We start from the raw sequence: 26973 nt of genomic DNA, 5'->3' as shown, positions 1-26973 counted from the left end.
ATGGCGGACACCAGGCTGATCCAGAGCCGGTACCGACTGCTCGATCTGATCGGGCGCGGAGGCATGGGCGAGGTGTGGCGCGCCCGCGACGAGTCGCTCGGCCGCCATGTGGCCGTCAAATGCCTCAAGCCGATGGGGCCCCAGCACGACCGGTCCTTCACCCGCATCCTGCGTGAACGCTTCCGCCGCGAGGCCCGCGTCGCCGCCGCGCTCCAGCACCGCGGCGTCACCGTCGTCCATGACTTCGGTGAGCACGAGGGCGTCCTCTACCTGGTGATGGAGCTCCTCGACGGCCGCAACCTCAGCCAGCTCCTGGAGGACAACAAACAGCATCCGCTGCCGGTGCCCGACATCGTCGACATCGCCGAACAGGTCGCCGACGCCCTCGGCTACACCCACCAGCAGGGCATCGTGCACCGCGACCTCAAGCCCGCCAACATCATGCGCCTCACCGACGGCACGGTGAAGATCTGCGACTTCGGCATTGCCAGGCTCGGCCACGACATCGGCTTCACCTCCCGCCTCACCGGCACGGGCATCGCCATGGGCACCCCGCACTACATGTCGCCGGAGCAGATCAGCGGCGGCAACGTCGATCACCGCAGCGACCTGTACTCACTGGGCTGCGTCCTGTACGAGATCGCCACCGGAGCACCGCCGTTCGACCTCGACGACGCCTGGGCCGTCCTGGTCGGACACCGCGACACCCAGCCCGAACCACTGCGCACCCACCGGGCCGAACTCCCCGGATTCTTCGACCGTGTCGTCCTGGAACTGCTGGCCAAGACCCCCGAGGAGCGACCCGTCGACGCGGGCGACCTGCGGCAGCGGATCGCCGTCGGCCGCACCGGCGAGCAGCCGCAGCTCCGGTCCACGGGACGCGTGCTGCTCGCGCCGCCTGTTCCCGTCGTGCGTCCGGGGCAGGAGCTGCCGGCCTGGACCCGCGGCATGACCACCGGACACAAGGCGACCGGCGCCCGCCTCGGGCTCGCTCCGCCCGACCACTCCGCGGGCCTCACCGGCGAGTGGACCACCGCCACCGACATGCGGCACCTCACCGGAGAGCTGCCGCTGCCCAGGACCGAGCGGCCGACCCCGTCGCCGGAACTGCTCTCCGCCCTCGCCGGCCGGCACAGCGCGGGCCTCGACCTGGGCCGGCTCGGGCACTGGGAGGAGGCCGGCGAGGTGCACCGCGCGGTCGCCGCCGAACGCGAGCACGCGCTGGGCCCCGACCACCCCGACACGCTCTCCAGCCGGTACGAGGTCGCTTTCACCCTCAGCCGCACCGGGCGCGCCTGTGACGCGCTGCGGGAGTTCGGCCGCGTCGCCCAGGGCCGGGAACGCGCCCTGGGCCCCGACCACCCGGAGACCCTCGCGGCCCGCCAGGAGATGGCGTACGTCCTGGGCCGGCTCGGCCGGCACTTCGAGGCCCACCAGGTGTACGCGGCGGTCCTCGCCTCCCGGGAACGGACGATGGGCCCCGACCACCCCGACACCCTGCGCTGCCGCCACAACCTCGCCTTCAACCTCAGCAGGCTCGGTCGCCTGGAGGACTCCTACCGGATGGCCAGGGACGTGACATCCGCCCGCACCCGCCTGCTGGGCGCCGACCACCCCGACACCCTGGTCACGCTCTACGAAGTGGGGTACACGCTCGGCCGGCTGGGGCGCTGGACGGAGGCCCTGCAGACCTACCGGGAAGTCGCCCGCGCCCGGGCCCGGGCGCTCGGCGCCGACCACCCCGACACCCTGTCCGCCCGCTACGAGATCGGCATCAGCCTCGGCCGCCTGGGCCGCAGCGCGGAGGCCCTGGAGCTGTACCGCGGCCTCGTCGACGACCGGACCAGGGTGGGCGGCCCCGCCGACCCCGAGACGCTCCGCGCCCGCCACGGCCTCGGCGTCAATCTGGGGCGTCTGGCCCGCTGGGAGGAGGCGCTCGCCGAGGCGCGCGACGTGACCGCGATCCGCGGACGCGTCCTGGGCGCCGACCACCCGGACACCCTCGTCAGCCGCCGGGAGATCGCCGTCGGCCTCGGCTGGCTCGGCCGCTGGGCCGACGCCCTCACCGTCTACCGCGAGGTCGCCGAGGCCCGCGAACGGGTCCTGGGCGCCGACCAGCCCGACACCCTCGCCGCCCGCAACGACGAGGCGCACTGCCTGGAGCAGCTCGGCCGGGGGCCGGAGGCCGTCGAGCTGTACCGCCGGGTCGCGGCACTGCGCCGGGGACGGGACGCACCGCCGGGCTGACCCGCCACCACCGCCTCTGGTCAGGGGATCACATCCCGTGTTACGAAGGGCCATGCACGCACCCGACAGCTATGACGCGGTGATCGTGGGCGGTGGCCACAACGGTCTCGTCGCCGCCGCCTACCTCGCCCGCGCCGGACAGTCCGTCCTGGTCCTGGAACGCCTGGCCACCACCGGGGGAGCGGCCGTCTCCACCCGCCCCTTCGACGGGGTCGACGCCCGCCTGTCGCGCTACTCGTACCTCGTTTCCCTGTTGCCGCGGAAGATCGTCCGCGATCTCGGTCTGGACTTCGCCGTACGCAAGCGGACCGTCTCGTCGTACACCCCGACCGTGCGCGGCGGCCGTGCCACCGGGCTGCTCGTCGGCGGGGACCGCACCCGGGACTCCTTCGCCGCGCTCACCGGATCGGACCGGGAGTACGAGGCGTGGCAGCGCTTCTACGGCATGACGCGACGCGTCGCGGAGCAGGTCTTCCCGACGCTCACCGAACCCCTGCCCACCCGGGACGCGCTGCGCGCACGGATCGGTGACCAGGAGGCCTGGCGGGCGCTCTTCGAGGAGCCCATCGGTGTCGCCGTCGAGGAGAACTTCCGCGACGACCTCGTGCGCGGAGTCGTTCTCACCGACGCCCTGATCGGCACCTTCGCCGACGCGCACGAACCGTCCCTGCTCCAGAACCGCTGCTTCCTCTACCACGTCATCGGCGGCGGTACCGGTGACTGGGACGTCCCGGTCGGCGGCATGGGCGCCCTCACCGACGCCCTTGCCCGGGCGGCCCGCGAGGCCGGGGCGCAGATCCGCGTACGGCACGAGGCGACCCGGATCGAGACCGACGGGACACGGGCCGAGATCACCGTCCGCTCACCCGAGGCGGAACACGTCGTCACGGCCCGCCGGGTCCTCGTCAACGCCTCGCCGCAGGCGCTCGCCGCGCTCCTCGGGGACGAACCACCCGCCCCGGCCGAGGGCGCGCAGCTGAAGGTGAACATGCTGCTCACCCGGCTGCCCCGGCTGCGTGACCGCTCCGTCGACCCCCGCGAGGCCTTCGCCGGCACGTTCCACATCGCCGAAGGGTACGGGCAGCTCGCCGACGCCTACCGGGACGCGGCGGCGGGACGGCTGCCCGCCGCCCCGCCGTCCGAGATCTACTGCCACTCACTGACCGACCCGTCGATCCTCGGCCCCGGCCTCGCCGCCCGCGGCTACCAGACCCTCACCCTCTTCGGCCTGCACACCCCCGCCCGGCTCTTCGCCGCCGACAACGCGGCGACGCGCGCCGAACTGCTCACGGCCACGCTCGCCGAACTCGACGCGCACCTGGACGAGCCGGTCACCGACTGCCTGGCCCGCGACGAGAACGGCGAACCGTGCATCGAGGCGAAGACCCCGCTCGACCTCGAACAGGACCTTCGGCTGCCCGGCGGCCACATCTTCCACCGGGACCTCGCCTTCCCGTACGCGACCGAATCCACCAGCCGGTGGGGCGTGGAGACGGCGCACGCCAATGTGCTGCTGTGCGGGGCGGGCGCCGTACGCGGCGGCGGGGTCAGCGGGGTCCCGGGCCACAACGCCGCGATGGCGGCGCTGGGCCGGTGACCGTCGCCGCTACCGGCCGAACACGCCGCGCAGCGCGTCGCGCTTGCGCGGCAGGTCGTACTCCGCGCCGCCCTCGTGCCCGTTGTACGTGAACACCTCGATCTCGGCCGGACCCGCATACCGGTGATACGCGGCGAACACCGTGGACGACGGGCAGATCCGGTCCATCAGACCGACCGAGAACCACGCCGGGGCGGTCGCCCGCGCCGCGAAGTTGACCCCGTCGAAGTAGGACAGCGTCTCCATCGCCTCGTCGATCCGGAAACGGTGCCCGGACAGCCAGCGGGCGATCTCCGCGTACGGTCCGGAGTCCGTGATCTGCGAGGCACGCCGGTAGTGGCAGAGGAACGGCACATCGGCGACGGCCGCCACGACGTCGTTCCGCAGCCCGGCCACGGCGAGCGCCAGCCCGCCGCCCTGGCTGCCCCCGAGCACCGCCACCCGTGAGGCGTCCACCGCCTCATGGGCCTGCGCCGCGTCCACCGCCCGCACCGCGTCCGTGATCAGCCGCCGGTAGTAGTGGCGGTACGGGTCCTCGATGCCCCGGGTCAGGAAACCGGGCGAGGACGAGCCGTGCCCGTCCGGACCGATGTCCGGGGTGTCCGCGGTGTTCTTGCCGCCGCCGCCCTGGCCCCGGTTGTCCATCACCAGATGCGCGTACCCCAGCGCGCTCCAGGTCAGCCAGGAGTACGGAATGCCCCGGCCGCCGTTGTAGCCGATGTACTGCACCACGGCGGGCAGCGGACCCGAGCGCGCCTTCGGCAGCATCAGCCACGCCTTCACCGGTTGCCCGCCCCAGCCCCGGAACGTCACATCGAACACGTCGACCGTCGCGAACCCGGCGTCGTGCGGGACGAACTCGGCGTCCAGCGCGTGGCGGGCCGTCCCGGTGAGGGTCTTCTCCCAGAAGGCGTCGAAGTCGGCCGGCTCCTCCGGCTGCGGCCGGTACGCGCGCAGCCGGTCCAGATCCATGTCGAACAGCAAGGGTCTAGCTCCTCTTCAGGGTGAGGCCGAGGGTGGCACCGCGGCGTCCGGCGGTGTCGGCGGTGATCCGGATGCCTCGGCCGGTGGGGGCGGCGCTCACGCCCGGGTCGGCGAAGGCCACGGTCAGACCGCGCTGCGCCAGGTCCAGCACGACGGAGGACCGCAGCTGCGTCGGGTCGGACAGCGACACCGTCACCGTCCTTCCGTCCGGTCGTACGAGCACCGAGGCGGGACCGTCCGACGTCAGGTCGTGCGCGGTGCCCGCGGTCCAGAAGTTCGCCGCGACCAGCCCGTCCGCGCAGCGGCGTACCGCGTGCACGGCGGTGGAGCGGGCGATGGCCTTCACCGGCGGCGCGGACGACCACTGCTTCGTACGCGCGGCGGAGGCCGCCGGGGCCTGCAGCCAGAAGTAGCCGGCGCCGCTCGGCGCGCTGCCGTGGTCCTGCCACAGCGTCAGATACGGGCGGGTGACTGGGGTGTCCGTGCCGTACTTGAGGTTGATCTCGCGCCAGGTCGCGGTGCGGTCCTCGCGCAGGCCGTGCAGTGTGGCGGGCTCGGGGAAGACGTAGCCGCCGGTCCCGGCGACGTGCAGCCACCGCACCTCGTCGAGCCGGGCCGACCAGCCGGCGTCCGTGGGCGCGGCCGTTCCGTTGACGAGCAGGGCCGCCCTCGGGTCGCGGAGCTTCCGGTTCTCCACGATCGTCTCGGCCGTGCCCGCGTCGGAGGTGATACCCGAACCGACGCACGCGATCACATCGTCCAGGCAGAACCAGCTCTTCAGACCGTGCAGCGAACTTCCGTACGCGCGCAGCTCCATGCCGTACGCACCGAGCGTCGTGCCCGGCAGGGCCGTGCCGCCCGCCCAGTCCGCCGTGCTGGTGGTGCGCTGACCCGCCGCGTCCGTGGGCCGTCCGGCGATGACGGTGGTACCGGGCAGCCTGGCCGGGTCGACGGTCGGCCAGTAGTCCTCGCTGTAGTGCCCCAGGTCGTCCGTGTAGAGCAGGACCATTCCGTCGGAGAGGTGCCAGGCGTGCAGGTTCTCGTTCTGGATCGACTCGTAGTTGTAGATGCGGGACGAGTAAGCGGAGATACCGAGCGCGAAGGACGGCCGGTGGTGCGCCGCCTTGTCCATCCGCGGGTGCTGCTTGTGCGCGACCAGCGGGCCGCGCGCGGGGACCGGGGAGGCGATGACCCGCTGGGCGGCGATGAGCGAGGCGAGGTCGGTGACGGCCAGGAAGTCCCGGTAGGTGTCCTCGGCGATCCACTGCTTGACCAGGGCGGTGAACCGGTCGGCCGTCTCGCCGGGGAAGCTCGGGATCAGCCGTACCACGGCCTCGATGACCGTCTGCGCCGAGACGTGGCCCTGCTTGCTGGGGCGGGCGATCTCGCGCCCGCACACCGACGCCATCACATCGCCGCGGGCCAGCAGCGGGTCGAAGCCGTCGTCGACCCAGCTGCGGACGTTGTCGAGGTCGGGGTCGGTGACCGACCACGCCGTACCGGCGAGCAGGTTCAGCAGCCGGGACAGATTGTTCAGCAGCTCCTTGCCGTAGCCGCCGTTGTACGGGTGCTTGTAGTGCTGGAGGAACGATCCGTCGGAGTAGAAGCCCTCCCCGGTTCCTTCCGCCGCGGCGCTGGTGTCGTTGAAGGCGAGGACGCTGTTGGCGCCCGAACCCTCGACGTCCGAAAGAGCGTCACGGACCCGGGCCAGATCGTCGCCGCTGTCGGTGAGTACGGCGTTGACGGCGACGACGGTGGAGATCCACACCCGGTTGGCGCCGGTGGCGATCTGCCGGTCGGCCCGCCAGAGGTTCGGGTCGGGCGTGTAGTGCCGCACGGCGGTGGTGATCCGGTCCAGCCGGTCCGTCCCGAGCGCGTCGTACAGCAGCACGGCCGTGTCGTTGAGGGCGAGCGCGGAGCCGATCTCCCAGTCCCAGTCGTTGTCGAACCGGGTGCGGCCGGGGCCATAACGGTGCGTCAGCATCCAGTCGAGGCCGGCCAGCAGCAGATCCCGCAGCGCGGTGTCCCCGTACTGGGGGGTGCCGGGGACGGCCCACGCGGTCGCGACGGTGGCGAGCCGTTTGAACGATGTCGTGACGTGGTTGGAGAGCGTGGTGCTGGTCAGATCGGGGAACAGACCGTCGGTACGGGCCGGGTCGAGGCCCTTGGCCGAGGTGGTCGCGGCCTTGCCGATCCTGGCCACGGCAGCGGCGATCCGCGGGTCCGTCAGGTCGAGACCGGGGCCGCCGGTGAGCAGGGTGTGCCACCGGGTGCGCAGGGAGGCGGCGGTGTCCGAACCCGTCGCGTGCGCGGTGCCGGTGGTGGTGAGTGCGAGCGGCAGGGCGGCGGCCGCGCCGATGGCCGCCGCCCCGGCGAGAACGGTGCGCCGGGTGGTGCCCGGGGTGGTTGCTGGGTTCATGGTGCGGCCCTCACAGAAGGTGTCGGCGGTCGACGGCCGCGGCCAGCGCGGCGTGACCGGCGGGGTTGGGATGCAGTGCGTCGCCGCTGTCGTACGCGGGCAGCATCCGCGACGGGCGTTCCGGGTCGCGCAGGGCAGTGTCGAAGTCGGCCACGGCGTCGAAGACCCGCCCGGTCCGTACCGCCGCGTTGATCTGCTGCCGTACCGTTTCCAGCTCGGGTGTCCAGCGGGTCCAGCCCTCGAACGGGGTGACGGTCGCGCCGACCACCCGCAGCCCGGCGTTCCGGGCGCGCAGCACCAGCTGCCGGTACCCGGCCAGGACGCGCGCCGGGTCGGTCTGGCTCGGCGGCTGCTGGAGGTCGTTGACGCCGAGATGGACGAGTACGGTCCGCAGCCCCGGCAGCGACAGCACATCGCGGTCGAAGCGTGCCTGGCCGCCCGGGCCGAACCGGGCGTCGTCCAGCAGGACACGGTTGCCGCTGATGCCGAGATTGGCGACGGCCGAACCGGGCAGCCTCCTGGCCAGTTGGTCGGGCCAGCGCAGATCGGCGTCGGCCGGGGTGCCGACGCCCTCCGCTATGGAGTCGCCGAGCACCGCGACCACCGGCCCGTGCGCGCCCGTCACCTCGACACCCGTCAGCAGGAACACCGAGGTGGTGCGCACGCCGTCGACGGTGTGCGAGGCATGGGTGTTGCGGTGGAAGGACAACGGTCCGGTGGGGCCGGGGAGCCGGGTCTCCACCGTCAGGCGTGCCGACTCGGTGGCACGCAGACCGTCGACCGGGTCGCTGGTCAGCGAGGCGCCCGCGGCGATCCACGTCTGCCGTCGCCCGTCGAACGTCACCGGCCGGCCGCCCACTGTCACGGGGCCGATCAGGACCGGGACCGTGCCGAAGGCGTGCCCGTAGCGCAGCCGGACCGAGCCGCCCGCCGACAGCCGTACGTGGGCGGTGAACGTGCCGTCGGTCAGCCCGGCACTCGCCACCGTGTCGGCGGCGGTCGGCGCGGTCTGCGCGGTCGCCCAGGACGTCGCCCAGCGCGACCGGCCGACGCCACTGTCCGCGGCCCCGGCGGCCCGTGCCCCCGGCGCCGTCGCGGCGACCGTCGCCAGCCCGGCCGCCGCCGTCAGAACCCCGCGTCTCGCGGGCCCTCGCCCGCTCACCGGGGGCACGCACCCGTCGGGTCGTACGCGCTGCCGTAGGTGCCGACCGCGTCGCCACCGGTGTTGCCGCTCATCGTGTTGGTGCACACCGGGCCCTGCGGGGTGCGCATGAACTTGATGCCGCCGCCCGCGTTGCCGGTGATGGTGTTGCCGTACACGCTGGTGTCGATGCCGTCGGTCGCGGTGTCGCCGCCGAGCCGGATGCCCGCGCCGACGTTGTCGTGAATGGTGTTGTAGCGAAAGATGTTGCCACTGCCGCGCGCGTCCAGACCGCCGGAGCTGGAATCCTTCTGGCCGCTGCAGTCGTTGTACTCGACGTAGTTGTTGGTCGAGTTCTCCTTCACATCGACGCACTCATTGCCCTGGGTGGCGATGGTGTTGTGGTGGATGCGGTTGTTCCTGCTGATGTCGGGGGCCGCGTCCGGCGCGCCGTTCGCACCCTGCTGCTCGGGGGCCGTACCGAGGTAGATGCCCTCGCCGTTCTTGCCGCCGCCGCCGAACTTGAAGTCGTCGACCCCGCAGTTGGTGATCGTGTTGCCGGAGATGTCGGCGCCGGTCACCAGATAGCGCACCCGCAGGCATTCATCGGCAGCGTTCTTCAGCGTCATCCCGGTGATGCGAAGACCGCCCACACCATTGCCGGGAGTTGTGCTCATGACATAGATGAGCTTGAGGCGGTACCCCGACACATCGGTGGACGACCCGTGCAGCCCGTCCACCGTGAAACCGCTGAGCGTCGTCGAGTCGTGCTGCACCTGAATGATCCGGGCGTCGCCGGCCCCCTTCACCACGGCGTTCGACGGGCCGGTGATGGTGACCCCGGCGCGCTGGGTCACGACGTCCTGCTTGTACGTACCGGCGGCGAGGTTCACCACCGAGCCCGTCGGCGCCAGGTCGACCGCCTTCTGGATCGTGGCGAGCGGGGCGCTCGCCGACGTACCGGCGTTGGAGTCGCTGCCGGACGGCGACACGTAGTACGCGGTGGTGGCTTCGGCGGCCACGGACGGCGGCGGGAAGGCGAGCGGGGCGCCGACGGCAAGCGCGGCGACGAGAGTGGTGCGTAGTACACGGCTCATGGGGTGTGCCTCCTGGGGTCTGCGAAGGACAGAGCGAGTAGTACGGGGATGCTGGGGCCGAGGAGCAGGGGCCCCAGCGGTACGACGAGGGAGAGCAGCGCGGCGGAGATCACCGCGCCGAGCAGTGCGGTGCCACGGGCCGCGGACCCGAAGCCGAGGGCCAGCGCGCCGCGCGCCCAGGTGCGGACCGTCCCGTGCGGCGACCGGCCCGCCTCGGCCGCGAGCGCCACATGATGGATGACCAGCGCGGCCGCGATGCCCACCTGGGCGGCGAGCGGCACGAACGTCCACGGCTCCGAACGGCCCAGCAGATAGACGATGTTGGCGGTCAGCACGATTCCCGCCGCGGTGGACGCCAGACAGTGGCGCCACAAGGCCCGCCAGTACCGCGGGAAGGCGCTGAACGTGTGGGTGAAGCAATGGCTGTCACCCTCCGCCCGCCACCGCTGCAGGGCGTGCCCCATTGCGGCGAGCGCGGGCAGCCAGGTCACGACACCGAGCGACAGCACGGCGAACGCGGCCCCGGCGGCGGCCGGGTAGGCCACGAACTCCAGCCGCCGCAGCAGCGTCATCCGGCCGGACGAGAGGGTTGCCCGCATGATCAGCCGACCTTTCCTGTGTACGGCTCCGGGACATCGAGCAGCACGCGGCCGTTCAGCTCCAGCCGGGTCGCCGCGACGACATACGGGGCCGACCCGTCGCCGCCGAGCAGCACCGCCGCCGCGTCGGCCGAGACGGCGCTGGTACGGATGCGGCGGGCGACGGGGGAGAGGAGCACGGTCTCCTCGCCGAAGGTGATGCCCTCGCCGTGTGCACACACGACCCGATCGGCGGCGACCTGTCCGCCGCCCGGGGTGATCGCGGTGAGGAAGAGACCGTTCGACGTCCGCGCGGTCGTCGAACGCAGCGTGTGCAGCGTGCGGGTGAGGCGCAGCTCCGGCGTACTGGACGTCGGATTGGCCTCGACCTCGGTGGCCTCGGAGACGACCGAGGCGTCGAGCGGCGCGAACTGCCGCACCAGCGCCGAGGCCGCCCCGGACCGGATCAGCCGGCTGCCGTCCGGCTGCGGCTCGGTCGGCCGGTCGGTCTGGAGCAGGAACGTCCACGCCCGCTCCGTGTCCGCCTCCGCCAGGTCCAGCAGTACGAGCCGCCCCGACGGGGTGAACACCAGCGTCCGGTCCAGCCGCCGCACCCCCAGCCCGGGGTCGTACATCGCGGCGGTCTCCGCCGTGGCATGCGCCCAGCCGCAGTCGGGGGAGACGAGCACATCACGCTGCCGGGCCTGCCGCTCGTACGGGATGTCCTGGTAGACGTGGTAGCGGTCCTCGTCCGCGTACCCCTGTCCGTCCACCAGCAGCAGGTTGTGGTGCGCGGCCCGCTTACGGTTGCTGTAGCCCTCGTCGACCGCGAGGAACGCCCCCTGCGAGACCAGCACGAACGAGCCCGAATCGGGGTGGTGGTGCCCCTGGTCGAGGGTCTCCCAGCCCCGCTCGGCCCGGTGCTTCGCCGATGTCTCCCACGCCTTGTGGCCTCCGCCGGGGCTCGCCTTGAACGAGACGAGTGTCGCGTCGTCGTCCCATCCGGTACGGGCCGCCAGCAGACCGAGATCCGGGAAGAACGCCCTCGTCGCGGTGGGGCGGGCACCGGCCACGGACGGGTCGTACCAGAGGTATTCGAGGTACGCCTCCGGCAGGATGCCCGGCCGCACCCCGCTCTCCGCTGCCTCCTGCCACAGCAGTTCACCCGAGGCGAGATCACCCATCCACTGGGCCTCCGGGATGCCGTACTGCGCCGCGAGACGGTAGTACAGCCCCGCGCTGTGCCCGCTGCGCCGGTCGTGACAGTCGCCGTGGTCGACGTTGAACGCGAAGCCGGGGGCCATCTGGTGCAGCCGGTAGTCGAAGGTGCGGGAGAGGAAACCGCCCCGCCCCCACCAGTCGATGCCCTCCGCCTCCTGGAGGAGGTCCAGATGGATGGCGAGGAAGGGCACACCATAGCGCCAGTACACGACACCCTCGGCGTGCGAACCGTCCTCGGGCATCAGGTCGAGGACTGTGCCGAGATTGTCCTTGGCGCGCTCGGTCCACTCCTCCTTGCCCAGCACATATCCGGCCGTCGCCAGACCCGCGTAACAGATCCAGTTGTGGTTCTGCCAGTACGACGACGACCACCAGCCGCCCTCGCTCGCCACCGCGTACTCGTACATCCGCCGCCCCTGGAGCAGCAGCTTGTACCGGAGCAGCGCCCGCACCCCGTCCGGCAGATCGTCGCCGATCCACCGGTACGCGAGCGACAGATGGTGCAGCAGCCAGCCGGCGTCCAGATCGCGGTCCGGCATATGGGCCTTGCCCCAGTGCGGCAGCCTCACCGCGGCCTCGATCCAGCGGCGGCTCTCCGCCAGATGGGCCGGATCACCGCCGACCCGGTAGGCCAGTGCCGGGTTGGAGGCGGCCGGGCCCAGCCACGTGATGCTGGCCAGGGGGTGCGTACGGGGCGGGGTCAGCCCGCGGTGGCGGGCGGCCTCCTCGTACAACCGAGCCTCCTGCGCGGGGCGCGGACCGGGCGGCGGGGTCGCCGAGAGCAACAAGGGTCAGTCCTCCGTCCGGAACCGTGCGGTGCTGCCGTCGGCCAGCGCGACCGTCAGAAGCCCGTCACCGTCCAGCTGTACGCCGGTGACGGCAGGGCCCGCCGACGTCGCCTGATACACCGAGGCGAATGTGATCCGGTCCGACCTCACGGTGAAGTCGACCCGGGTACGCATGCACTGCGGATCGTCGGCCGGACCGGGGCCCGGCCGGGTGACCGGACGCACGGCCGCGCCGGGGGTGTGGGTGTGCCAGCCGTGCAGGGTCTCGTCGCCGTACCAGGTGGTGCGCACCGGCCCCGAGGCCTGGAGCTGGATGTCCAGCGCGACCCCGGGACGCAGCTGCGCGGTGAGCTGCCGCTCGTCCTCGGCTGCCACGGTCAGCAGGTCGACCAGATAGCTGTCGCCGAGCGCGACCTGCCGCACCGCACGCACGCCTTCGTACGCCGTCGTCACCTCGGCCGTGACGCGGGAGCCGTCCGAGCCGAGCAACCTCCCGGTGCACTCGGCCTGTTCTGCTCCGTCCACCCGGAAAGTGGGGTGCGCCTCGGTCGATGCGTACAGATCACGGAACTCGGCATGGGCGTAAGGCACTTGACCGGGGTCGGGCTGCCACGGGGTGGTGTCCCCGTACAGATACAGCGACAGTTTGTCGCGGTGCCCGTGCGAGCCGCCGTGCGGACCGAAGTCCAGCAGCGCGTGGACGCCCGCGTGGTGCAGCACCGCGTAGCCGGCCGTAGGGAACACCGTGACGGGATCGGGGGCCGGCCGCTCCGGCAATGCTGGTCCCGCGAACCAGCCGCCCAGCTCGCGGTCGAGCCCGTCGTCCTGCGCGCCGAGTTCGGCGCGGGCCCGCGCGGCCACCGCGTCGAGTGCGGAGGAGGGAACCAACTGCTGGGCCAGAGCGGTCAGTTCCAGCCACTCCAGGGCGAGGGGGCCGCGCAGATACGGGCCGTCGTGCAGCGCGGGCAGGATGCCGCCGGGCGTGGCGATCGCCGCGAGCACGTCCGTCATCCCGGCCAGCACATCCACCACATCGGACGGAACGGCCGCGGGGTCGGTGCCCCGCAGCGCGAGCAGCGCGGCCCGCAGCACGAACCCGTGGTAGTAGGTGCTGCCCTCCCACTCCCAGCCGTCATCGGCGACCGCGACCCGCAGATGCGCGTACAGCCCGTGGTCGCCCTCCAGCCACCGCTTGCCACCGTCCCACTCCAGGCCACGGGCCGCGGCGGCGCCCCGACTCGCCGCCACACCGGCGGCGTTGAGCCACGCGGTGTAGTTGGAGGCGAGATGGCCCTGCCCGGTCAGCACGTCCCGGGCGTCGAGAGCGGCCTGCTCCAGCGCGTCGAGGAGCGGCAGCACGTCGGCCAGGCCGTCGGTGGACTGTTCGGCGAGCGTGATCACGGTGTGCCCGATGTTGACCGCCCAGATGGCGTCGGTCAGCGCCTGATGGAAGAGCCGGCCGCGCAGCATCCAGGTCTGCGCCTCGCCGTGCCGCTCGGTGGCGAGCGACGCGTACAGACCGGCGTACTCGACGAGCCGCGCCACCGCCTCCGCGCGCTCGCCCCGGTGGGCGAGCACCCGCAGATGCCGCGCCCACGCCTGGTGCGACAGCACCAGCCAGGCACCGCGCACCGCCTCGTCGGCCACCCGGCAGCCGTACGCACACCGCGCACCGCCCGCCGGGAACACCCCGGCGAGCAGGTCACCGTGGTCGAGCTCCACACCGTGCGCCGGGCAGACGTACGCGTGCCACCAGCCGCCCCGCTCCCGGGCGATCCCCCTCAACGCGGCCACACGCCACCGTCGATGTCCACCGTGGTGGCGGTGAGGAAGCCGGACGACGGCGACGCCAGATGGACGACCGCGGTGGCGACGTCCTGCGGGGTGCCGGCCCGGCCGACCGGGATGCCCGCCTCCATCGCCTGCTGCGCCTCGGGCGCCGTGAACGTGTCGTGGAACGCGGTGCCCTTGATGAAGCCCGGCGCCACCGTGTTGACCGTGATGCCGGTACCGCCGAGCTCCTTGGCCAGGCCCTTGGTGAAGCCGCGGACACCGGCCTTGGCCGCCGCGTAGGCGACCGAACCGGGGCCACCGCCGTTGTGCGCGGCCAGCGAGGACATGGTGATGATGCGGCCGGCCGACGACTTCGTCAGATGGGGCAGCGCGGCCCGCACGGTACGGAACGTCGACGTCAGATTGGTGGAGAGCACCTGCTCGAAGTGGTCGTCGGACATCTCGGCGATCGTGGCCCGGCCGATCAGATGTCCCGCGTTGCAGACGAGGACGTCCAGACCGCCGAGGAAGCCGGCCGCCTCCTCGGCGAGCCGGTTCACCTCGTCGGTCACGGTGACATCGGCCTGGAACGCCTTCGCCCTGCGGCCGAGCGCCTCGATCGCGGAGACCGTCTTCGCGGCCTCGTCGGCGGAGGAGTGGTAGTGGACGGCGACATCGGCGCCGGCCTCGGCAAGAGCGACGGCGATGGCGCGGCCGATTCCGTGGCCCGCCCCTGTCACCAGTGCGCGGGAGCCGTTGAGATCAGCAGACATGAAGTGAAAACCTTTCGATGACCGGCCGCTGGGGGCCGGGACCGGTCACTTGAGACCGGCTGTTGCGAAGCCCTGCACGAAGTAGCGCTGGCCGATGAGGAAGAGAACGACCATGGGAAGGGTGGCCAGCGTGGTGCCGGCCATCAGGAAGTGCCACTGGGGGCCGTTCTCCGTCTTGAAGACGGAGAGCCCGACCTGGATGACCCGCAGGCTGTCCGTACGGGTCACCAGCAGTGGCCAGAGGAAGTTGTTCCACGACGACTCGAAGGTCAGCAGTGCCACTGTGGTGAGCGCGGGCTTGACCTGCGGCGTCATGATCCTGGCGTAGATCCGGAACTCACCGAGACCGTCGAGCCTGGCCGCTTCCTCCAGCTCCACCGGAAGATCGAGATAGAACTGACGGAAGAGGAAGACCGCGAACGGGGTGACGGCGCCGGGAACGATGAGCGCCCACCAGGAGTCCAGCCAGCCGCTGCCGCCCTGACCGAAGATGTCGTTGCCGCCGGCCAGCGGCATGAAGCGGACGATCAGAAACTCGGGCAGCACTTTGGTGTATGTCGGGATCATCAGCGCGGCGATGAAGGCGTAGAAGATGAAATCGCTGCCCCGGAACCTGATCCGCGCAAGCGCGTATCCGGCCATCGACGCCACCAGCACATTGATGACGGTGTGACTGAACGCGATGATGAAGCTGTTGCGTGCGTACGTCGCGAACGGCGCCGCCTTCAGCGCGTCGAGATAGTTGCCGAACTCCCAGTGGTCCGGGAGCAGTCCGGCGTCCTGCGAGGCGATCTCGACCGGCGTCTTGAGCGATGTGAGCACCATCCACACGAACGGTGCCACCATCAGCAGTGAGACGACGGTGAGCGTCAGATAGAGCGCGATCCGGCCGACGGAGAGCGGTTTGCCCTTCGTCCGGGGCCGGTCCTTCTCCACAACCCCGGGCCTGTGCAGCTCAGTTGTGGCCACGGGTGCCTCCCATGATCCGCCGGTTGACCAGGGTGAAGCCCATCAGCAGTACGAACAGCACCAGTGACTGCGCGGAGGCGTAGCCGATGCGGAACTCCCGGAAGGCGGACTTGTAGATCTCGAACGTCATCATCGTGGTGCTGTTGGCCGGGCCGCCGTCGGTCAGGATGTAGATCTGGTCGAACGACTGGAACGCGTTGATCAACGACGTGATGAGCACGAAGAACGTCGCGGGCTTCAGCAGCGGCAGGGTGATCGAGAAGAACTGCCGTACCTTGGACGCCCCGTCCACCGAAGCCGCCTCGTACAGCTCCTTCGGCAGGGACTGCAGCGCGGCCAAGTAGATGAGCATCTTCATGCCGATGCCCTGCCAGATGCCGACCAGGATCACCGACGGCATCGCCCACGACGTCGACGCCAGCCAGGCCGGGCCGTTGATCCCGAGAAACGACAGGAGTGTGTTCAGCAGCCCGTTGCCCGGGTTGTAGATCCACAGCCAGACCAGGGCGATCGCGACGGTCGCCGTCACCTGGGGAATGAAGACCGCGGTACGGAAGATGCCCCGCGCCTTCAGCCCGGTGTGCAGCGCCAGGGCCACGAGCAGCCCCAGCATCATGCCGAACGGCACGGTGAAGAAGGTGTAGACGACGGTGTTGACGATGGACTTGCGGAACACCGCGTCGCCCAGCATGTCCCGGAAGTTGTCCAGGCCCACGAACTGCGGCGCCGTCAGCACGTCGTACTTCGTGAAGGCCAGAACCACCGATGCGACGACCGGCAGGCCGATCCAGAGCGAGGCATGCAGCAGCGCGGGCGCCACCATCAGCATGCCGGCGCGCTGCCTGCGGCGCCCCGGGCCGGTGGGTGCCCGGCCGGTGCGCTTCTTCGCGACCGTGTGCCCGGTCGGGGAAGGGGGCCGCGCGGGCCGCGCCTTCAATACGGATGTCGCTCCCACAGTTACGGGTCCTTACATCCGGCCGATGGCGGCCTCGGCTAGCCGGCCGAGTTCCGCGATGGCGTCCTTCGCCGACTGGTTGCCCACGATCGCGGGCTCCAGCGTGGGCTTGATCTTTTCGCGGATCTCCATCCAGGCAGCGGTGCCGCCCTCCGAGCACGAGTGGCCCATGCTCTGCAGGGAGAGATCGACGAACTTGTTCTCCTTCACATAGCTGGTGTCGCTGAGATCCTTCAGACCGGGCACCGAACCGCGCTGCTTGGCCGCACCGAGGATCGACTCGGGTGTCGCGAGGTACTCGACGAGGGCACGGGCCGCTGCCGGGTGCTTGGAACTGGCGGACTGGGTGACCAGCGTGCCGCCCTGGAGCATCGCGGGCTTGCGGTTGGCGAGGATGAACGCCCCGAGCTTGTCGTCCTTGATCAGGTCCGGCGTCTGTTCGCCGGCCTGCCTCCACAGCCCACTGGTGGTCATCATCATCGACGCCTTGCCGGTCTGTACGTTGGTCGGGGCCCCGAGGTCCGTCTTCTTGGCGTAGACAGCGGAGCCGTCCTTGACGAGATCCTTGAAGAACTGCAGCGCCTCGACCCCGCGGGCGTCGGTGAACAGCACCTTCTTGCCGTCCTCGCTGAACAGCTGGCCACCGTTGGCGAAGAGAAAGGTCTCCCAGCACTGGCGCAGATTGATGGAGAACGGGTCGAACCCGATCCGGCCGTCCTTGGTCAGCTGCTTGGCCACGGCGCGCAGTTCGGCCCAGTTCGCCGGGGTCTTCTTGATACCTGCCTCGGCGAAGTGGTCCTTGCGGTAGACGACGATGCGGGTGTCGAGGACGACGGGCAGTGCGTACAACTTGCCGTCGTACCGGGACGGTTCGAGGACCCGCTTCTCGTAGTCGTGCGCGGTGGCGAACTTCTCGGGCAGCTCCGCGATCGCCTTCTTCGCGGCGAACGGCGGGATCCAGCCCACGCCCATCATCAGCACGTCGGGCAGCAGACCGCCCGCGAGCCCCGTGGTGATCTTCTCGTTGAGCTGATCGTACGTGGTGTAGTCCACGTTCACCTTGACGTCCGGGTACTTCTTCCGGAACCCGCCCAGGATCTCCTTCTCCAACAGCGTCTTGCCGTCGGCACCTTCGTAGATCGGGGTGAGCAGCGTGATCTCACCTTCGGCTGGGCCGTTGGCGGAGCCGGCCGCCGACGAGCCGGTGCCGCACCCGCTGAGGGCGGCGGCAGCGGTGCCGGCGCCGATGGCAGCAAGCAGCGATCGTCTTTTGAGTTCCATGGGACACCCCTTTTGAGGTGGAGAGGCTGTGGATCGATCCAGCGATGGCAACCCGGCCATGGCTGGGAAGCGCTGGTAAATCGATGCACTGATGCTAGGAACGCGCCGAGAGAAACGTCAACAGCTGATGCACATGAATTTTCAGGGATGTTAACGGGTGTACCGGTGAACAGGATCCAGTAAATCGATACACTGGTAAGGTCAGATGTGTTCCGAACCGGAGGTGGCATGAGCGGGGTAACGATCCATCAGGTCGCGGAGGCTGCGGGGGTCTCCGCAAGCACGGTCTCCAACGTCCTCAATGGGCGTACGGACCGTATGCAGGCGGCCACGCTGGCCCGCGTGGAGCAGGTGATCGAGCAGCTCAGCTACCGGCCCAACCGCGCGGCCCGAATGCTGCGCACGGGCCGCATCAAGGTCATCGGCCTCATCGTGCCGTCCGTCGCCAACCCGTTCTGGGGGGCGCTCGCCCGTGAGCTGGAGGCCATCGCGCTCGCCGAGGGCTATCACGTACTGCTGTGCAACAGCGAGCGCGATCCGGCCCGTGAGCTCAAGTACGGCGAGGAGCTGCTAGCGGACGGGGTGAGCGGCGTGGTGCTCTGCTCCTCGCTCCCCTCGCTCGACCATGTGACGCCGCTGCTCAGCCGCGGGCTGAAGATGGTCGCCTTCGACCGCACCGCACAGGCGGGCGACCCGCCGTCACTGGCCTCCATCAGTGTCGACAACGCGATGGGCGCGGAGCTCGCCACCCGGCATCTGATCGAACTCGGCCACCGCCGCCTGGCGTTCGTCTCCGGCTCGGTGAACAGTGTCAACCGCCGCGAGCGGCTTCGCGGCTTCCGGGCCGCCCTGGAAGCAGCCGGCCTCGACCCGGCCGACGCGATCGTGTGGCCCGGCGCCGACACCGCCGAGTTCGGCGACAAGGATGCCGCCGAGCTGGGGCGGAACGCGGCCAGGGAGCTCCTCGCCGGACCGCGTCCGCCCACCGCGTTCGTCGCCATCAACGACATGTGCGCGATCGGGATCTGCCGGGGCGCCAAGGACGCCGGACGCAGCGCGGGACAGGACGTCTCCGTGGTCGGCTTCGACGACATCCTCCTCGCCGACCTCTTCGAACCACCGCTCACGACGGTGCGCCAGCCGCTGCCGGAGATGGCCGCGGAGACGTTCCAGCAGCTGCGGGCGCGGATCGACTCGGCCCCTGCCGCGGGCCGGTCGCTGCTCATCCGGCCGAGGCTGGTCGTACGGGAGTCGACGGCTCCGGCCCCGACCGGTCCTGCCGCCGAGATTCCGGGACCGGGCGGAGCCGGGCAGCGGGCGGCGGGCCGGCCGGAGTAGGGCACCCCCGGGGAGCGCCGGCCGTTGGCCCCGAGAGCGCGGCGACCGGGGCGCGGCACACAAGAGCGCGGCGACCGGGGATCGCCGCGCCCTGACGTCTCCGCGGGATGCCGGAGGCTTCGAAGGCCGCGGGTGCGAGGGGGGTGACCGGCCGGCTCGGCAAGGCGTACGTGCGTGAACGCTTCAGACGCGATTGACGCGGTACACGTCCCGTACGCAGAGGTTGAGGACCGTCGTGACCACGATGGCACCGGCACAGACCAGGAGCACGGACCGGTCGGCCCAGGCATGTGCGGCGAACGCGGTGACGAGGTAGCCGAGCGGGATCGCGACGCGTTCCCCGACACCGTTGAACGAGGACATGCGCCCCAACTCCTCCTGGGGCACATGCTGTTGGAGTGCGGTGGTCCATGCCACGATGGCGACATCCAGCCCGATGCCGGCGAGCACGGCACTGAGCATCACCCAGGGCAGGGTCAGGCCCATGCCCAGCGCCATCGGTGGCAGGCAGAGAGCGCAGCCGGTGATGACGGCAACGGCCAGCAGACGGTACGGCTTCCAGCGCAGGCACACCAGCGTCCCCGCCAGCAGACCGAACGCGAACGCGCCCTGGACGAGCCCCCAGGAACGCGCCCCCGCGTAGTGCTCCTTGGCGACGACCGGGCCGAGGAGCTGGAAGCCTGCCAGCCACGCGGCGACCACGACCGTCCCGGCGGCGGTGTACGTCCACAGCCAGGTGCGGGAGCGGAAACCGGACCACCCCGCCCGCAGGTCGGCCAGCGCACTCCCCGTCGTGACCGGCGCGCCCAGCCGCAGACCGAGCAGCAGGAGCGCCGCGACCAGGAAGGTGAGCGCATCCCACGACAGGGCCCACGCCGGACCGCCGACCGCGACGATCAGCCCTCCGACGACGGGTCCGAGCACCTTGACGGCATTGTTCGGCAGCCGGACCAGCGCATTGGCCTGCTGGAGGTGCTCCGACGCGACGAGCTGTCCCACCACGCCCGTCGCGGCCGGACCGGTGAAGGCCACGGCGATCCCTGACAGGAAGCCGCACGCGGCGATCGAAACGGTCGTCGCCTGATGCGTGGCCACCAGCAGGGCGAGCACCCCCTGCGCGGCCGCGGACAGGAGGTTGCCCAGAAACAGGATCCGGCTGCGCGACAGGCGGTCCGCGAGGACGCCGCCCGCGATGGTGAGGACGATCGTCGGGACCGAGTTCGTGGCCAGCACGATGCCGAGCGAGCCGGCCCCTCCGCCCTGCCCGATCACCGCGTACGCGAGCGCGAGCGGAGCCATCGCGGACCCGGTCGCCGAGACGAGATTGGCGAGCACGAATCGCCGGAAAGCGGCAACGCGCAGCGGTTTCAAGGGAGTTGTCGGAAGTTCGACAGCAGCCTTCATGATCCTCCTGTGGTCGGCACAGCGAGCACCCCAGTGCCTGTCCTCAGGAGCGGTCGCTACGGTACGTGCACGGCCGCCCGGCTCGGTGCCCGGGGCGGTCACAGGCGTTGCTCGGCCAGGTCGAGCCAGTGCTCGACGTCGCCCGGGGCGAAGTGCCTGATGGCCCAGTCGGCCATGCGCAGACTCATATGCGCCCAGGAGAGACGCAGGACGTCCTCGGGCAGGCCGTCCAGGAGGTCGTCGAGGCGGCTCGTGACATCCGGTGCCTGCTCGTTCGCGTGCAGCCCGAAGCGCAGGGTGACCAGATCGAAACGGCGGTCACCCCGGCCGGCGCCGTCCCAGTCGATGACGCCGGTGACCGAGCCGTCGACGGCGAGCAGGTTGCCCTGGTGGAAGTCCTGGTGCACGACGTCGTGCCCGGCCAGGTGGTGCGGGTGATCGGCCCCGACCGACCTGATCCGCCGCTCCAGGTCACCGCTGCGCCGGCTGTGCCGACGCAGCGGCTCGTGAAGGCAGTAACCGGGGCCGTCGTCGAGCAGATACAGGTTCATCGACGGGACATCCGTACGGCCGGCCAGCAGCCCCGCCTGCGACTCGTTGAGAGTGAGCGCCTGATCCAGCCCATGGTCGTCCAGACGCCGCATCGGCGTGCCCGGGAGGAGCTCCTGGACCAGTGCCACCGCGTGACCCACCTGGACCGCCAACTCCGTCGACGGGCAGGGGTACCCCTGCCCGCGCAGCACCTCGCACACCGCCAGCGGTCCCGCCCGCAGATCCTCGATGCGGGTGTCCGGCCGCGATTTCAGCACGGAGCGGTGACCGTCGGGCCAGCGCACGTACGCGGCACCGACCTCCCCTCCGGGACAGGGCCCCTCCACGATCAGCCGGACACCTGCCTCGGCATACAGAGCGGCTGTCAGCCGGTCGGCATCAAGTCGCTCGGCGCGCGTCCAGGTCTGCGGAGATGTGGTCATCGGAGCATTCTCCGCTGCCGGACCCCCGTCTCCAGGAGGGGGTGTCGCCGACGCACTGCCGCCCAGGGGTTGTCCGGCTGCTGTGACCGTGCCGGGAGAGAGGGACGGCCCTTCCCCGGCACGGCCGGTCAACGGTTCGACGGCCCGCCAGGCCCGCTGTGGCCCGCCACGGCCTGACCCGGTCCGCTGCGGTCCGCCCCCAGTCCGCCGAAGCCCGACTGGGCCGGCCCCAGACCGACTCGGCCCGAATCGGACCGACTCATTCGGTGCTCGTCCGTCTTCGTCCGTCTCAGTCCGTCTCAGTCCGACGAAGCCGTCCACCCCAGCGCCTCGATGCGCGCGGCATCGCCGTCCCGGCCCTCGTCGAAGAGCGTCCGGGTGCCGTCCTCGACCCGGACCGCGTCCACGTACACTCCGCGCCCGACGTACAGCTGATCCGTGGCGTACCGCCACCGCAGCCGTACCTCCTTGCCGCGCCATGCGGCGAGGTCCGCGTCGAGCCGGTGCCAGACCCGGCCGGACCAGCCGGAGACCGAACCCGTCGGACGGGGTTCGGGCGCGGGCTGCGGGTGGTGGTCACCGGCCATCGGGACGGTGGTGAACGGCACCGGCTGCCAGGTCGCCCCGGCGTCCGCCGACGCCTCCAGGAAGAGGAAGTCGGACCCGGGCTCGGTATCCCACCAGAGAGCCGAGCTCAGCCGGGCCCGCGACGACGCGAGACGTAGCGCGGGCAGGGTGAGCGTGGCGCTGGTGGCGCTCGCCAGTCCTGAGAACCACGCTGTACGTCCCCGGGCGGGACGGACCGCGACGGCGCGCGCCATCTGGTTGGCGGTGGCGACGCGCGGCGCGCTGCCGGAGCGCCAACTGCGCACTGGGTGCACCGAGTTGCCGAGGACGATCAGGAACGAGTCGGTTGTCGGGTCCAGGACCAGGCTGGTGCCGGTGAAACCGGTGTGGCCCGCCGTCCGCGGGGTGGCCATCGCCCCCATGTACCAGTGCTGGTAGAGCTCGAAACCCAGACCGTGCTCATCTCCGGGGAACGCAGTGTTGAAGTCTGTGAACAGCAGGTCCACCGATTCCGCCGAGAGGATCCTCGCCCTGCCGTAGACCCCGCCGTTGAGCAGCGTACGGGCGAGGATCGCGAGGTCCCAGGCGCAGGAGAAGACTCCGGCGTGGCCCGCCACGCCGTCCAGGCTGTACGCGTTCTCGTCGTGCACCTGGCCCCAGACCAGTCCGCGGTCCAGGCCGGACCAGGGGAGCCGGGCGTCCTCGGTCGCGGCGATCTTCGGCTTCCAGGAGGCCGGTGGGTTGTACCGTGTGCGGTGCATGCCGAGCGGAGCGGTGATCTCCTCGCGGAGCAGGACATCCTCAGTGCGGCCGGTGATCTTCTCCAGGACCAGTTGCAGCGAGATCAGATTGAGGTCGGAGTAGAGGTACACCGTGCCGGGCGGATTGGCCGGCACCTCGTTCCACAGCAGCTCCAGCTTCCCCTCCCGCGTCGGCGCCTTGTACAGCGGAATCCAGGCACGGAAGCCCGAGGTGTGCGTGAGGAGCTGACGGACGGTGATGTCCTGCTTACCGCCGCCGGCGAAATCGGGCAGATACGAGGCGACCTTCGCCTCCAGCTCCAGCTTGCCGCGCTCGATCTGCTGCACGGCCAGGATCGAGGTGAACAGCTTGGACACCGAAGCCAGGTCGAAGACCGTGTCCTCGGCCATGGCGATCTGCTGGTCGGGCGGGAACTCCACCCCCGTGTCGGTCTTCTCGTCGTACGCCGCGTAGCGCACAGCCTTGCCGATCGAGTGGTGCAGTGCCACCGTGCCACCCCGCCCGGCGAGCAGCACCGCACCCGCGTACCAAGGGTGTTTGGGGGAATTGGAGAGGAACTTCTCCGCATCGGCGACCAATTGGTCCAGCGGCCCCTGCAGCAACCTGGCACGGGCGGCGGATCCGCGCCGCAGCGTCGGCCGGGCCTGCCCGGACGCCGCGCTCGTCCCGATCCCTGCGTGCATACCCGACGACCCCGCCCCCGACTCCATGGCCGACGCCCGTTCCGCGAACGGAATCGGCGCCAGGGCGAGTGCTCCGCCCAGGGCCAGCATCCCACCGCCCAGCCTGCGTCGGCTGATCCCTCTGCCGGCTGCGTCCTCGGTCATCCGGAACCCCTTCCTGCTGCGCGAAAGTAACTTTCGAAATTTCGTCCGACGATGAAACTTCCTGCCGCCGCAGAGATTACTGTCACCACTGCTGTCGCGGAGGCCCCCGGCATCACAAAGAATCTGACACTGCATCAGAAAAGCTCTTCCCTCGGATGTCCGACTGCGGCATCCTGCGCCCCATGGAGACGGAGCTGAGCAAGAAACTGGGAGTCGAGCACGCCATCTTCGGCTTCACGCCGTTCCCCGCGGTGGCCGCCGCCATCACCCGGGCCGGCGGATTCGGCGTACTCGGCGCGGTCCGCTACACCGCCCCCGACGACCTGGCACGCGACCTCGACTGGATGCAGGAGCACACCGACGGCAAGCCGTACGGCCTCGACGTCGTCATGCCCGCGAAGAAGGTGGAAGGGGTGACCGAGGCCGAAGTCGAGGCGATGATCCCGGCCGGACACCGCCAGTTCGTCCAGGACACCCTGGCCAAGCACGGCGTACCGGAGCTGGCGCAGGGCGAGGCATCCGGCTGGCGCATCACCGGATGGATGGAGGAAGTCGCCCGCAACCAGCTCGACGTCGCCTTCGACTACCCCATCAAACTCCTCGCCAACGCCCTCGGCTCACCGCCCCCCGACGTCGTCCGGCGCGCCCACGACCAGGACGTCCTCGTCGCCGCGCTCGCCGGAAGCGCCAAGCACGCCCGCCACCACGCGGACGCGGGCATCGACATCGTCGTCGCGCAGGGATACGAGGCGGGCGGCCACACCGGCGAGATCGCCTCCATGGTCCTGGTCCCGGACGTGGTCGACGCGGTGGGACCGCTCCCCGTCCTCGCCGCCGGCGGCATCGGCAGCGGCGAGCAGATCGCCGCCGGGCTCGCCCTCGGCGCCCAGGGCGCGTGGCTCGGTTCCCTCTGGCTGACCACGGAAGAAGCCGACCTCCACTCCCGCGCGCTGACCCGCAAACTCCTTGCCGCAGGCTCCGGCGACACCGTCCGCTCCCGCGCGCTCACCGGCAAACCCGCACGCCAGCTCCGTACCGAATGGACCGACGCCTGGGACGACCCGGCGGGCCCCGGCACCCTGCCCATGCCGCTCCAGGGGCTGCTGGTGGCCGAAGCCGTCTCCCGCATCCAGAAGTACGAGACCGGCGCGCTGCTCGGTACCCCCGTCGGCCAGATCGTCGGCCGGATGAACAGCGAGCGCAGCGTGCAGGCCGTCTTCGACGACCTGACCCGCAGCTTCGAGCGTGCCGTGGACCGGATCAACCGCATCGCCGGACGGAGTGCCTCATGAACCGGCCACCCAACGGCTTCTGGGCGCAGGCCGCCGCCGACCCCGGCCGTAGGGTCCTGACCGCCCCCGACGGCGAGAGCTGGACGGCAGGCCGGCTGCACGCCGCGGCCAACCGCCTGGTCCACGGACTGCGCGCGGCCGGGCTCCGGCGGGGCGACGCCTTCGCGGTCGTCCTGCCCAACGGCGTCGAGTTCTTCACCGCGTACCTCGCGGCCACCCAGGCGGGCTTCTATCTCGTACCCGTCAACCACCACTTCGTCGGACCCGAGATCGCCTGGATCGTCTCGGACTCCGGCGCCAAGGTGCTCATCGCCCACGAGCGGTTCGCACAGGCGGCGGCCGAGGCGGCCGACGAGGCGAAGCTCCCGGCCGGCCAACGCTACGCCGTAGGCACGGTCGACGGATTCCGCCCGTACGCCGAACTGCTCGAAGGACAACCCGAAGCGCCCCCCGAGGCCCGCACCCTCGGCTGGGTCATGAACTACACCTCCGGCACCACCGGCAGACCGCGCGGCATCCGCCGTCCGCTCTCCGGCAAGCTCCCCGAGGAGAGCCATCTCGGCGGATTCCTCGGCATCTTCGGCATCAGACCCTTTGACGACAACGTCCATCTGGTCTGCTCGCCGCTCTACCACACGGCCGTCCTCCAGTTCGCGGGCGCGTCCCTGCACATCGGGCATCCGCTGGTCCTGATGGACAAGTGGACGCCCGAGGAAATGCTGCGGCTCATCGACACCCACCGCTGCACCCACACACACATGGTCCCGACCCAGTTCCACCGCCTCCTCGCCCTCCCCGACGAGGTGAAGAGGGGATACGACGTCACAGCCATGCGCCACGCCATCCACGGTGCGGCGCCCTGCCCCGACCACGTCAAACGCGCCATGATCGACTGGTGGGGGAGGTGCGTCGAGGAGTACTACGCGGCCAGCGAGGGCGGCGGCGCCTTCGCCACCGCCGAGGACTGGCTGAAGAAGCCGGGCACCGTGGGCAGGGCCTGGCCGATCAGTGAACTCGCCGTCTTCGACGACGACGGCGACCGCCTGCCGCCCGGCGAACTCGGCACCGTCTACATGAAGATGAACACCGGCGGCTTCAGCTACCACAAGGACGAGACCAAGACGAGGAAGAACCGCATCGGCGACTTCTTCACCGTCGGCGACCTGGGCATCCTCGACGAGGACGGCTACCTCTTCCTCCGCGACCGCAAGATCGACATGATCATCTCCGGCGGTGTCAACATCTACCCCGCCGAGATCGAGGGCGCCCTTCTCAGCCACCCCGCAGTCGCCGACGCGGCCGTCTTCGGCATTCCGCATCCCGACTGGGGCGAGGAGATCAAGGCGGTCGTCGAACCGGCCCCGGGACACGAGACGGGGGAAGCGCTCGCCGCCGGGATCCTGCGCCACTGCGAACACCGTCTCGCCGGGTACAAGCTCCCCCGGAGCATCGACTTCATCGCGGAGATGCCCCGCGACCCCAACGGCAAGCTGTACAAACGACGGCTGCGCGACCCGTACTGGGAAGGGCACCACCGGGCGGTGTGACCCCTGCCCGGTCGCAGAGGCCCGGTGCACGGTCCTGCGTACGGAGGAGGGCCAGGACGCCGAGGGAGTACCCGTCGTCCCCGGCTACGCCACCCTGGAGTTCCGTACGCTCGACGGCCGCACCGTCAGCTTCGAGGAGCGGCAGGCACGCCTGACCCCGGCCGAGGCGGAGTTCCTGACGGTGTACTACCGCGCGCGGAACCCGGAGGCCGCGACCATCCGGGCCCCGTCGTTCGTTCCGAGCCACGCCAGGGCCCTGACCGGCGCCGCGGGCAGCGCGTTCGCGGTGGTCTCGGCGACCGTCCTGGCCCTGGTCCTCTGAGCGTCGTCCCCGTAGTGCGTCCAACGGCCTGCGGGGGCGACGAAGGGGCCCTGACACGTCATCGGTCAGTGCCCGGGTCTCGCGCGGAAGCCAAAAAACGAGTGGCAAGCAGAACCG

Annotated in this window: 20 protein-coding genes; 6 read left to right on the top strand and 14 right to left on the bottom strand. The window is 70.9% G+C overall.

From position 1 onward, the window contains the following. Complete coding sequence (locus ACFVV1_RS34295; RefSeq protein WP_389997582.1) at positions 1–2247, top strand: tetratricopeptide repeat protein; 2247 nt, start codon at positions 1–3, stop codon at positions 2245–2247. A gap of 52 nt (positions 2248–2299) precedes the next feature. Next, positions 2300–3844, top strand: a complete 1545-nt coding sequence (locus ACFVV1_RS34290; protein WP_389997579.1) for a phytoene desaturase family protein — start codon at positions 2300–2302, stop codon at positions 3842–3844. A gap of 9 nt (positions 3845–3853) precedes the next feature. Here the strand turns inward: ACFVV1_RS34290 and ACFVV1_RS34285 are convergent, their stop codons facing one another. Genes ACFVV1_RS34285 through ACFVV1_RS34235 form a run of 11 tightly spaced genes read right to left on the bottom strand, consistent with a single transcriptional unit; the run spans position 3854 to position 17823 of the window. Beyond that, on the bottom strand, positions 3854–4828 hold the full coding sequence (locus tag ACFVV1_RS34285; RefSeq protein ID WP_389997577.1) for an acetylxylan esterase: 975 nt from the start codon (positions 4826–4828) through the stop codon (positions 3854–3856). A gap of 4 nt (positions 4829–4832) precedes the next feature. Continuing rightward, the gene (locus ACFVV1_RS34280; RefSeq protein WP_389997574.1) at positions 4833–7247 is read right to left on the bottom strand and encodes a polysaccharide lyase 8 family protein; all 2415 of its coding nucleotides are present in this window, start codon (positions 7245–7247) and stop codon (positions 4833–4835) included. Positions 7248–7257: 10 nt separating this feature from the next. Continuing rightward, positions 7258–8409, bottom strand: coding sequence for an SGNH/GDSL hydrolase family protein (locus tag ACFVV1_RS34275; protein WP_389997572.1), 1152 nt, complete (start codon positions 8407–8409; stop codon positions 7258–7260). Next, a complete protein-coding gene (locus ACFVV1_RS34270; RefSeq protein WP_389997569.1) occupies positions 8406–9485 on the bottom strand; it encodes a DUF1565 domain-containing protein in 1080 nt (359 codons plus the stop codon). Before ACFVV1_RS34270 ends, ACFVV1_RS34275 begins: the two co-directional genes overlap by 4 nt. Next, positions 9482–10084, bottom strand: coding sequence for a hypothetical protein (locus ACFVV1_RS34265; RefSeq protein ID WP_389997566.1), 603 nt, complete (start codon positions 10082–10084; stop codon positions 9482–9484). The genes ACFVV1_RS34270 and ACFVV1_RS34265 overlap by 4 nt, the downstream gene beginning before the upstream one ends. Before the next feature lie 2 nt (positions 10085–10086). Continuing rightward, positions 10087–12072, bottom strand: a complete 1986-nt coding sequence (locus tag ACFVV1_RS34260) for a hypothetical protein (RefSeq protein WP_389997563.1) — start codon at positions 12070–12072, stop codon at positions 10087–10089. A 3-nt stretch (positions 12073–12075) separates the two neighbouring features. Next, a complete protein-coding gene (locus ACFVV1_RS34255) occupies positions 12076–13866 on the bottom strand; it encodes a heparinase II/III family protein (RefSeq protein ID WP_389997560.1) in 1791 nt (596 codons plus the stop codon). Beyond that, the gene (locus ACFVV1_RS34250) at positions 13854–14618 is read right to left on the bottom strand and encodes an SDR family NAD(P)-dependent oxidoreductase (RefSeq protein WP_389997557.1); all 765 of its coding nucleotides are present in this window, start codon (positions 14616–14618) and stop codon (positions 13854–13856) included. The genes ACFVV1_RS34255 and ACFVV1_RS34250 overlap by 13 nt, the downstream gene beginning before the upstream one ends. A 45-nt stretch (positions 14619–14663) precedes the next feature. Next, positions 14664–15587 (bottom strand): carbohydrate ABC transporter permease, encoded by a 924-nt coding sequence (locus ACFVV1_RS34245; protein WP_389997553.1) that lies wholly within the window; start codon positions 15585–15587, stop codon positions 14664–14666. Continuing rightward, on the bottom strand, positions 15574–16542 hold the full coding sequence (locus ACFVV1_RS34240; protein ID WP_351254483.1) for a sugar ABC transporter permease: 969 nt from the start codon (positions 16540–16542) through the stop codon (positions 15574–15576). Before ACFVV1_RS34240 ends, ACFVV1_RS34245 begins: the two co-directional genes overlap by 14 nt. Positions 16543–16554: 12 nt before the next feature. After that, entirely contained in the window at positions 16555–17823 is a 1269-nt protein-coding gene (locus ACFVV1_RS34235) for an ABC transporter substrate-binding protein (protein WP_389997549.1), read from the bottom strand. Positions 17824–18051: 228 nt separating this feature from the next. On the opposite strand from ACFVV1_RS34235, the gene ACFVV1_RS34230 reads away from it, so the two are divergent. Continuing rightward, on the top strand, positions 18052–19161 hold the full coding sequence (locus ACFVV1_RS34230) for a LacI family DNA-binding transcriptional regulator (RefSeq protein ID WP_389997546.1): 1110 nt from the start codon (positions 18052–18054) through the stop codon (positions 19159–19161). A gap of 183 nt (positions 19162–19344) precedes the next feature. Here the strand turns inward: ACFVV1_RS34230 and ACFVV1_RS34225 are convergent, their stop codons facing one another. The 3 genes from ACFVV1_RS34225 to ACFVV1_RS34215 form a co-directional block, all read right to left on the bottom strand. Further along, entirely contained in the window at positions 19345–20565 is a 1221-nt protein-coding gene (locus ACFVV1_RS34225; RefSeq protein WP_389997543.1) for an MFS transporter, read from the bottom strand. Positions 20566–20663: 98 nt separating this feature from the next. Next, positions 20664–21539, bottom strand: coding sequence for a phosphotransferase (locus tag ACFVV1_RS34220; protein WP_389997540.1), 876 nt, complete (start codon positions 21537–21539; stop codon positions 20664–20666). Between the two features lie 299 nt (positions 21540–21838). After that, entirely contained in the window at positions 21839–23695 is a 1857-nt protein-coding gene (locus tag ACFVV1_RS34215) for a serine hydrolase (RefSeq protein ID WP_389997538.1), read from the bottom strand. 182 nt (positions 23696–23877) lie between these two features. Between ACFVV1_RS34215 and ACFVV1_RS34210 the strand changes: the two genes are divergently transcribed. From ACFVV1_RS34210 to ACFVV1_RS34200, 3 genes are all read left to right on the top strand, one after another. Further along, the gene (locus tag ACFVV1_RS34210; RefSeq protein ID WP_389997535.1) at positions 23878–24987 is read left to right on the top strand and encodes an NAD(P)H-dependent flavin oxidoreductase; all 1110 of its coding nucleotides are present in this window, start codon (positions 23878–23880) and stop codon (positions 24985–24987) included. Further along, positions 24984–26534, top strand: a complete 1551-nt coding sequence (locus tag ACFVV1_RS34205; RefSeq protein WP_389997532.1) for an acyl-CoA synthetase — start codon at positions 24984–24986, stop codon at positions 26532–26534. Before ACFVV1_RS34210 ends, ACFVV1_RS34205 begins: the two co-directional genes overlap by 4 nt. Positions 26535–26715: 181 nt before the next feature. Next, positions 26716–26856, top strand: coding sequence for a hypothetical protein (locus ACFVV1_RS34200; protein ID WP_389997529.1), 141 nt, complete (start codon positions 26716–26718; stop codon positions 26854–26856). The last annotated feature ends 117 nt before the right edge of the window (positions 26857–26973 follow it).

Source organism: Streptomyces sp. NPDC058092 (assembly GCF_042884935.1).
Lineage (GTDB): Bacteria > Actinomycetota > Actinomycetes > Streptomycetales > Streptomycetaceae > Streptomyces.
Note: the sequence above shows the minus strand (reverse complement) of the source record. Positions and strands in the feature narration are given on the sequence as shown.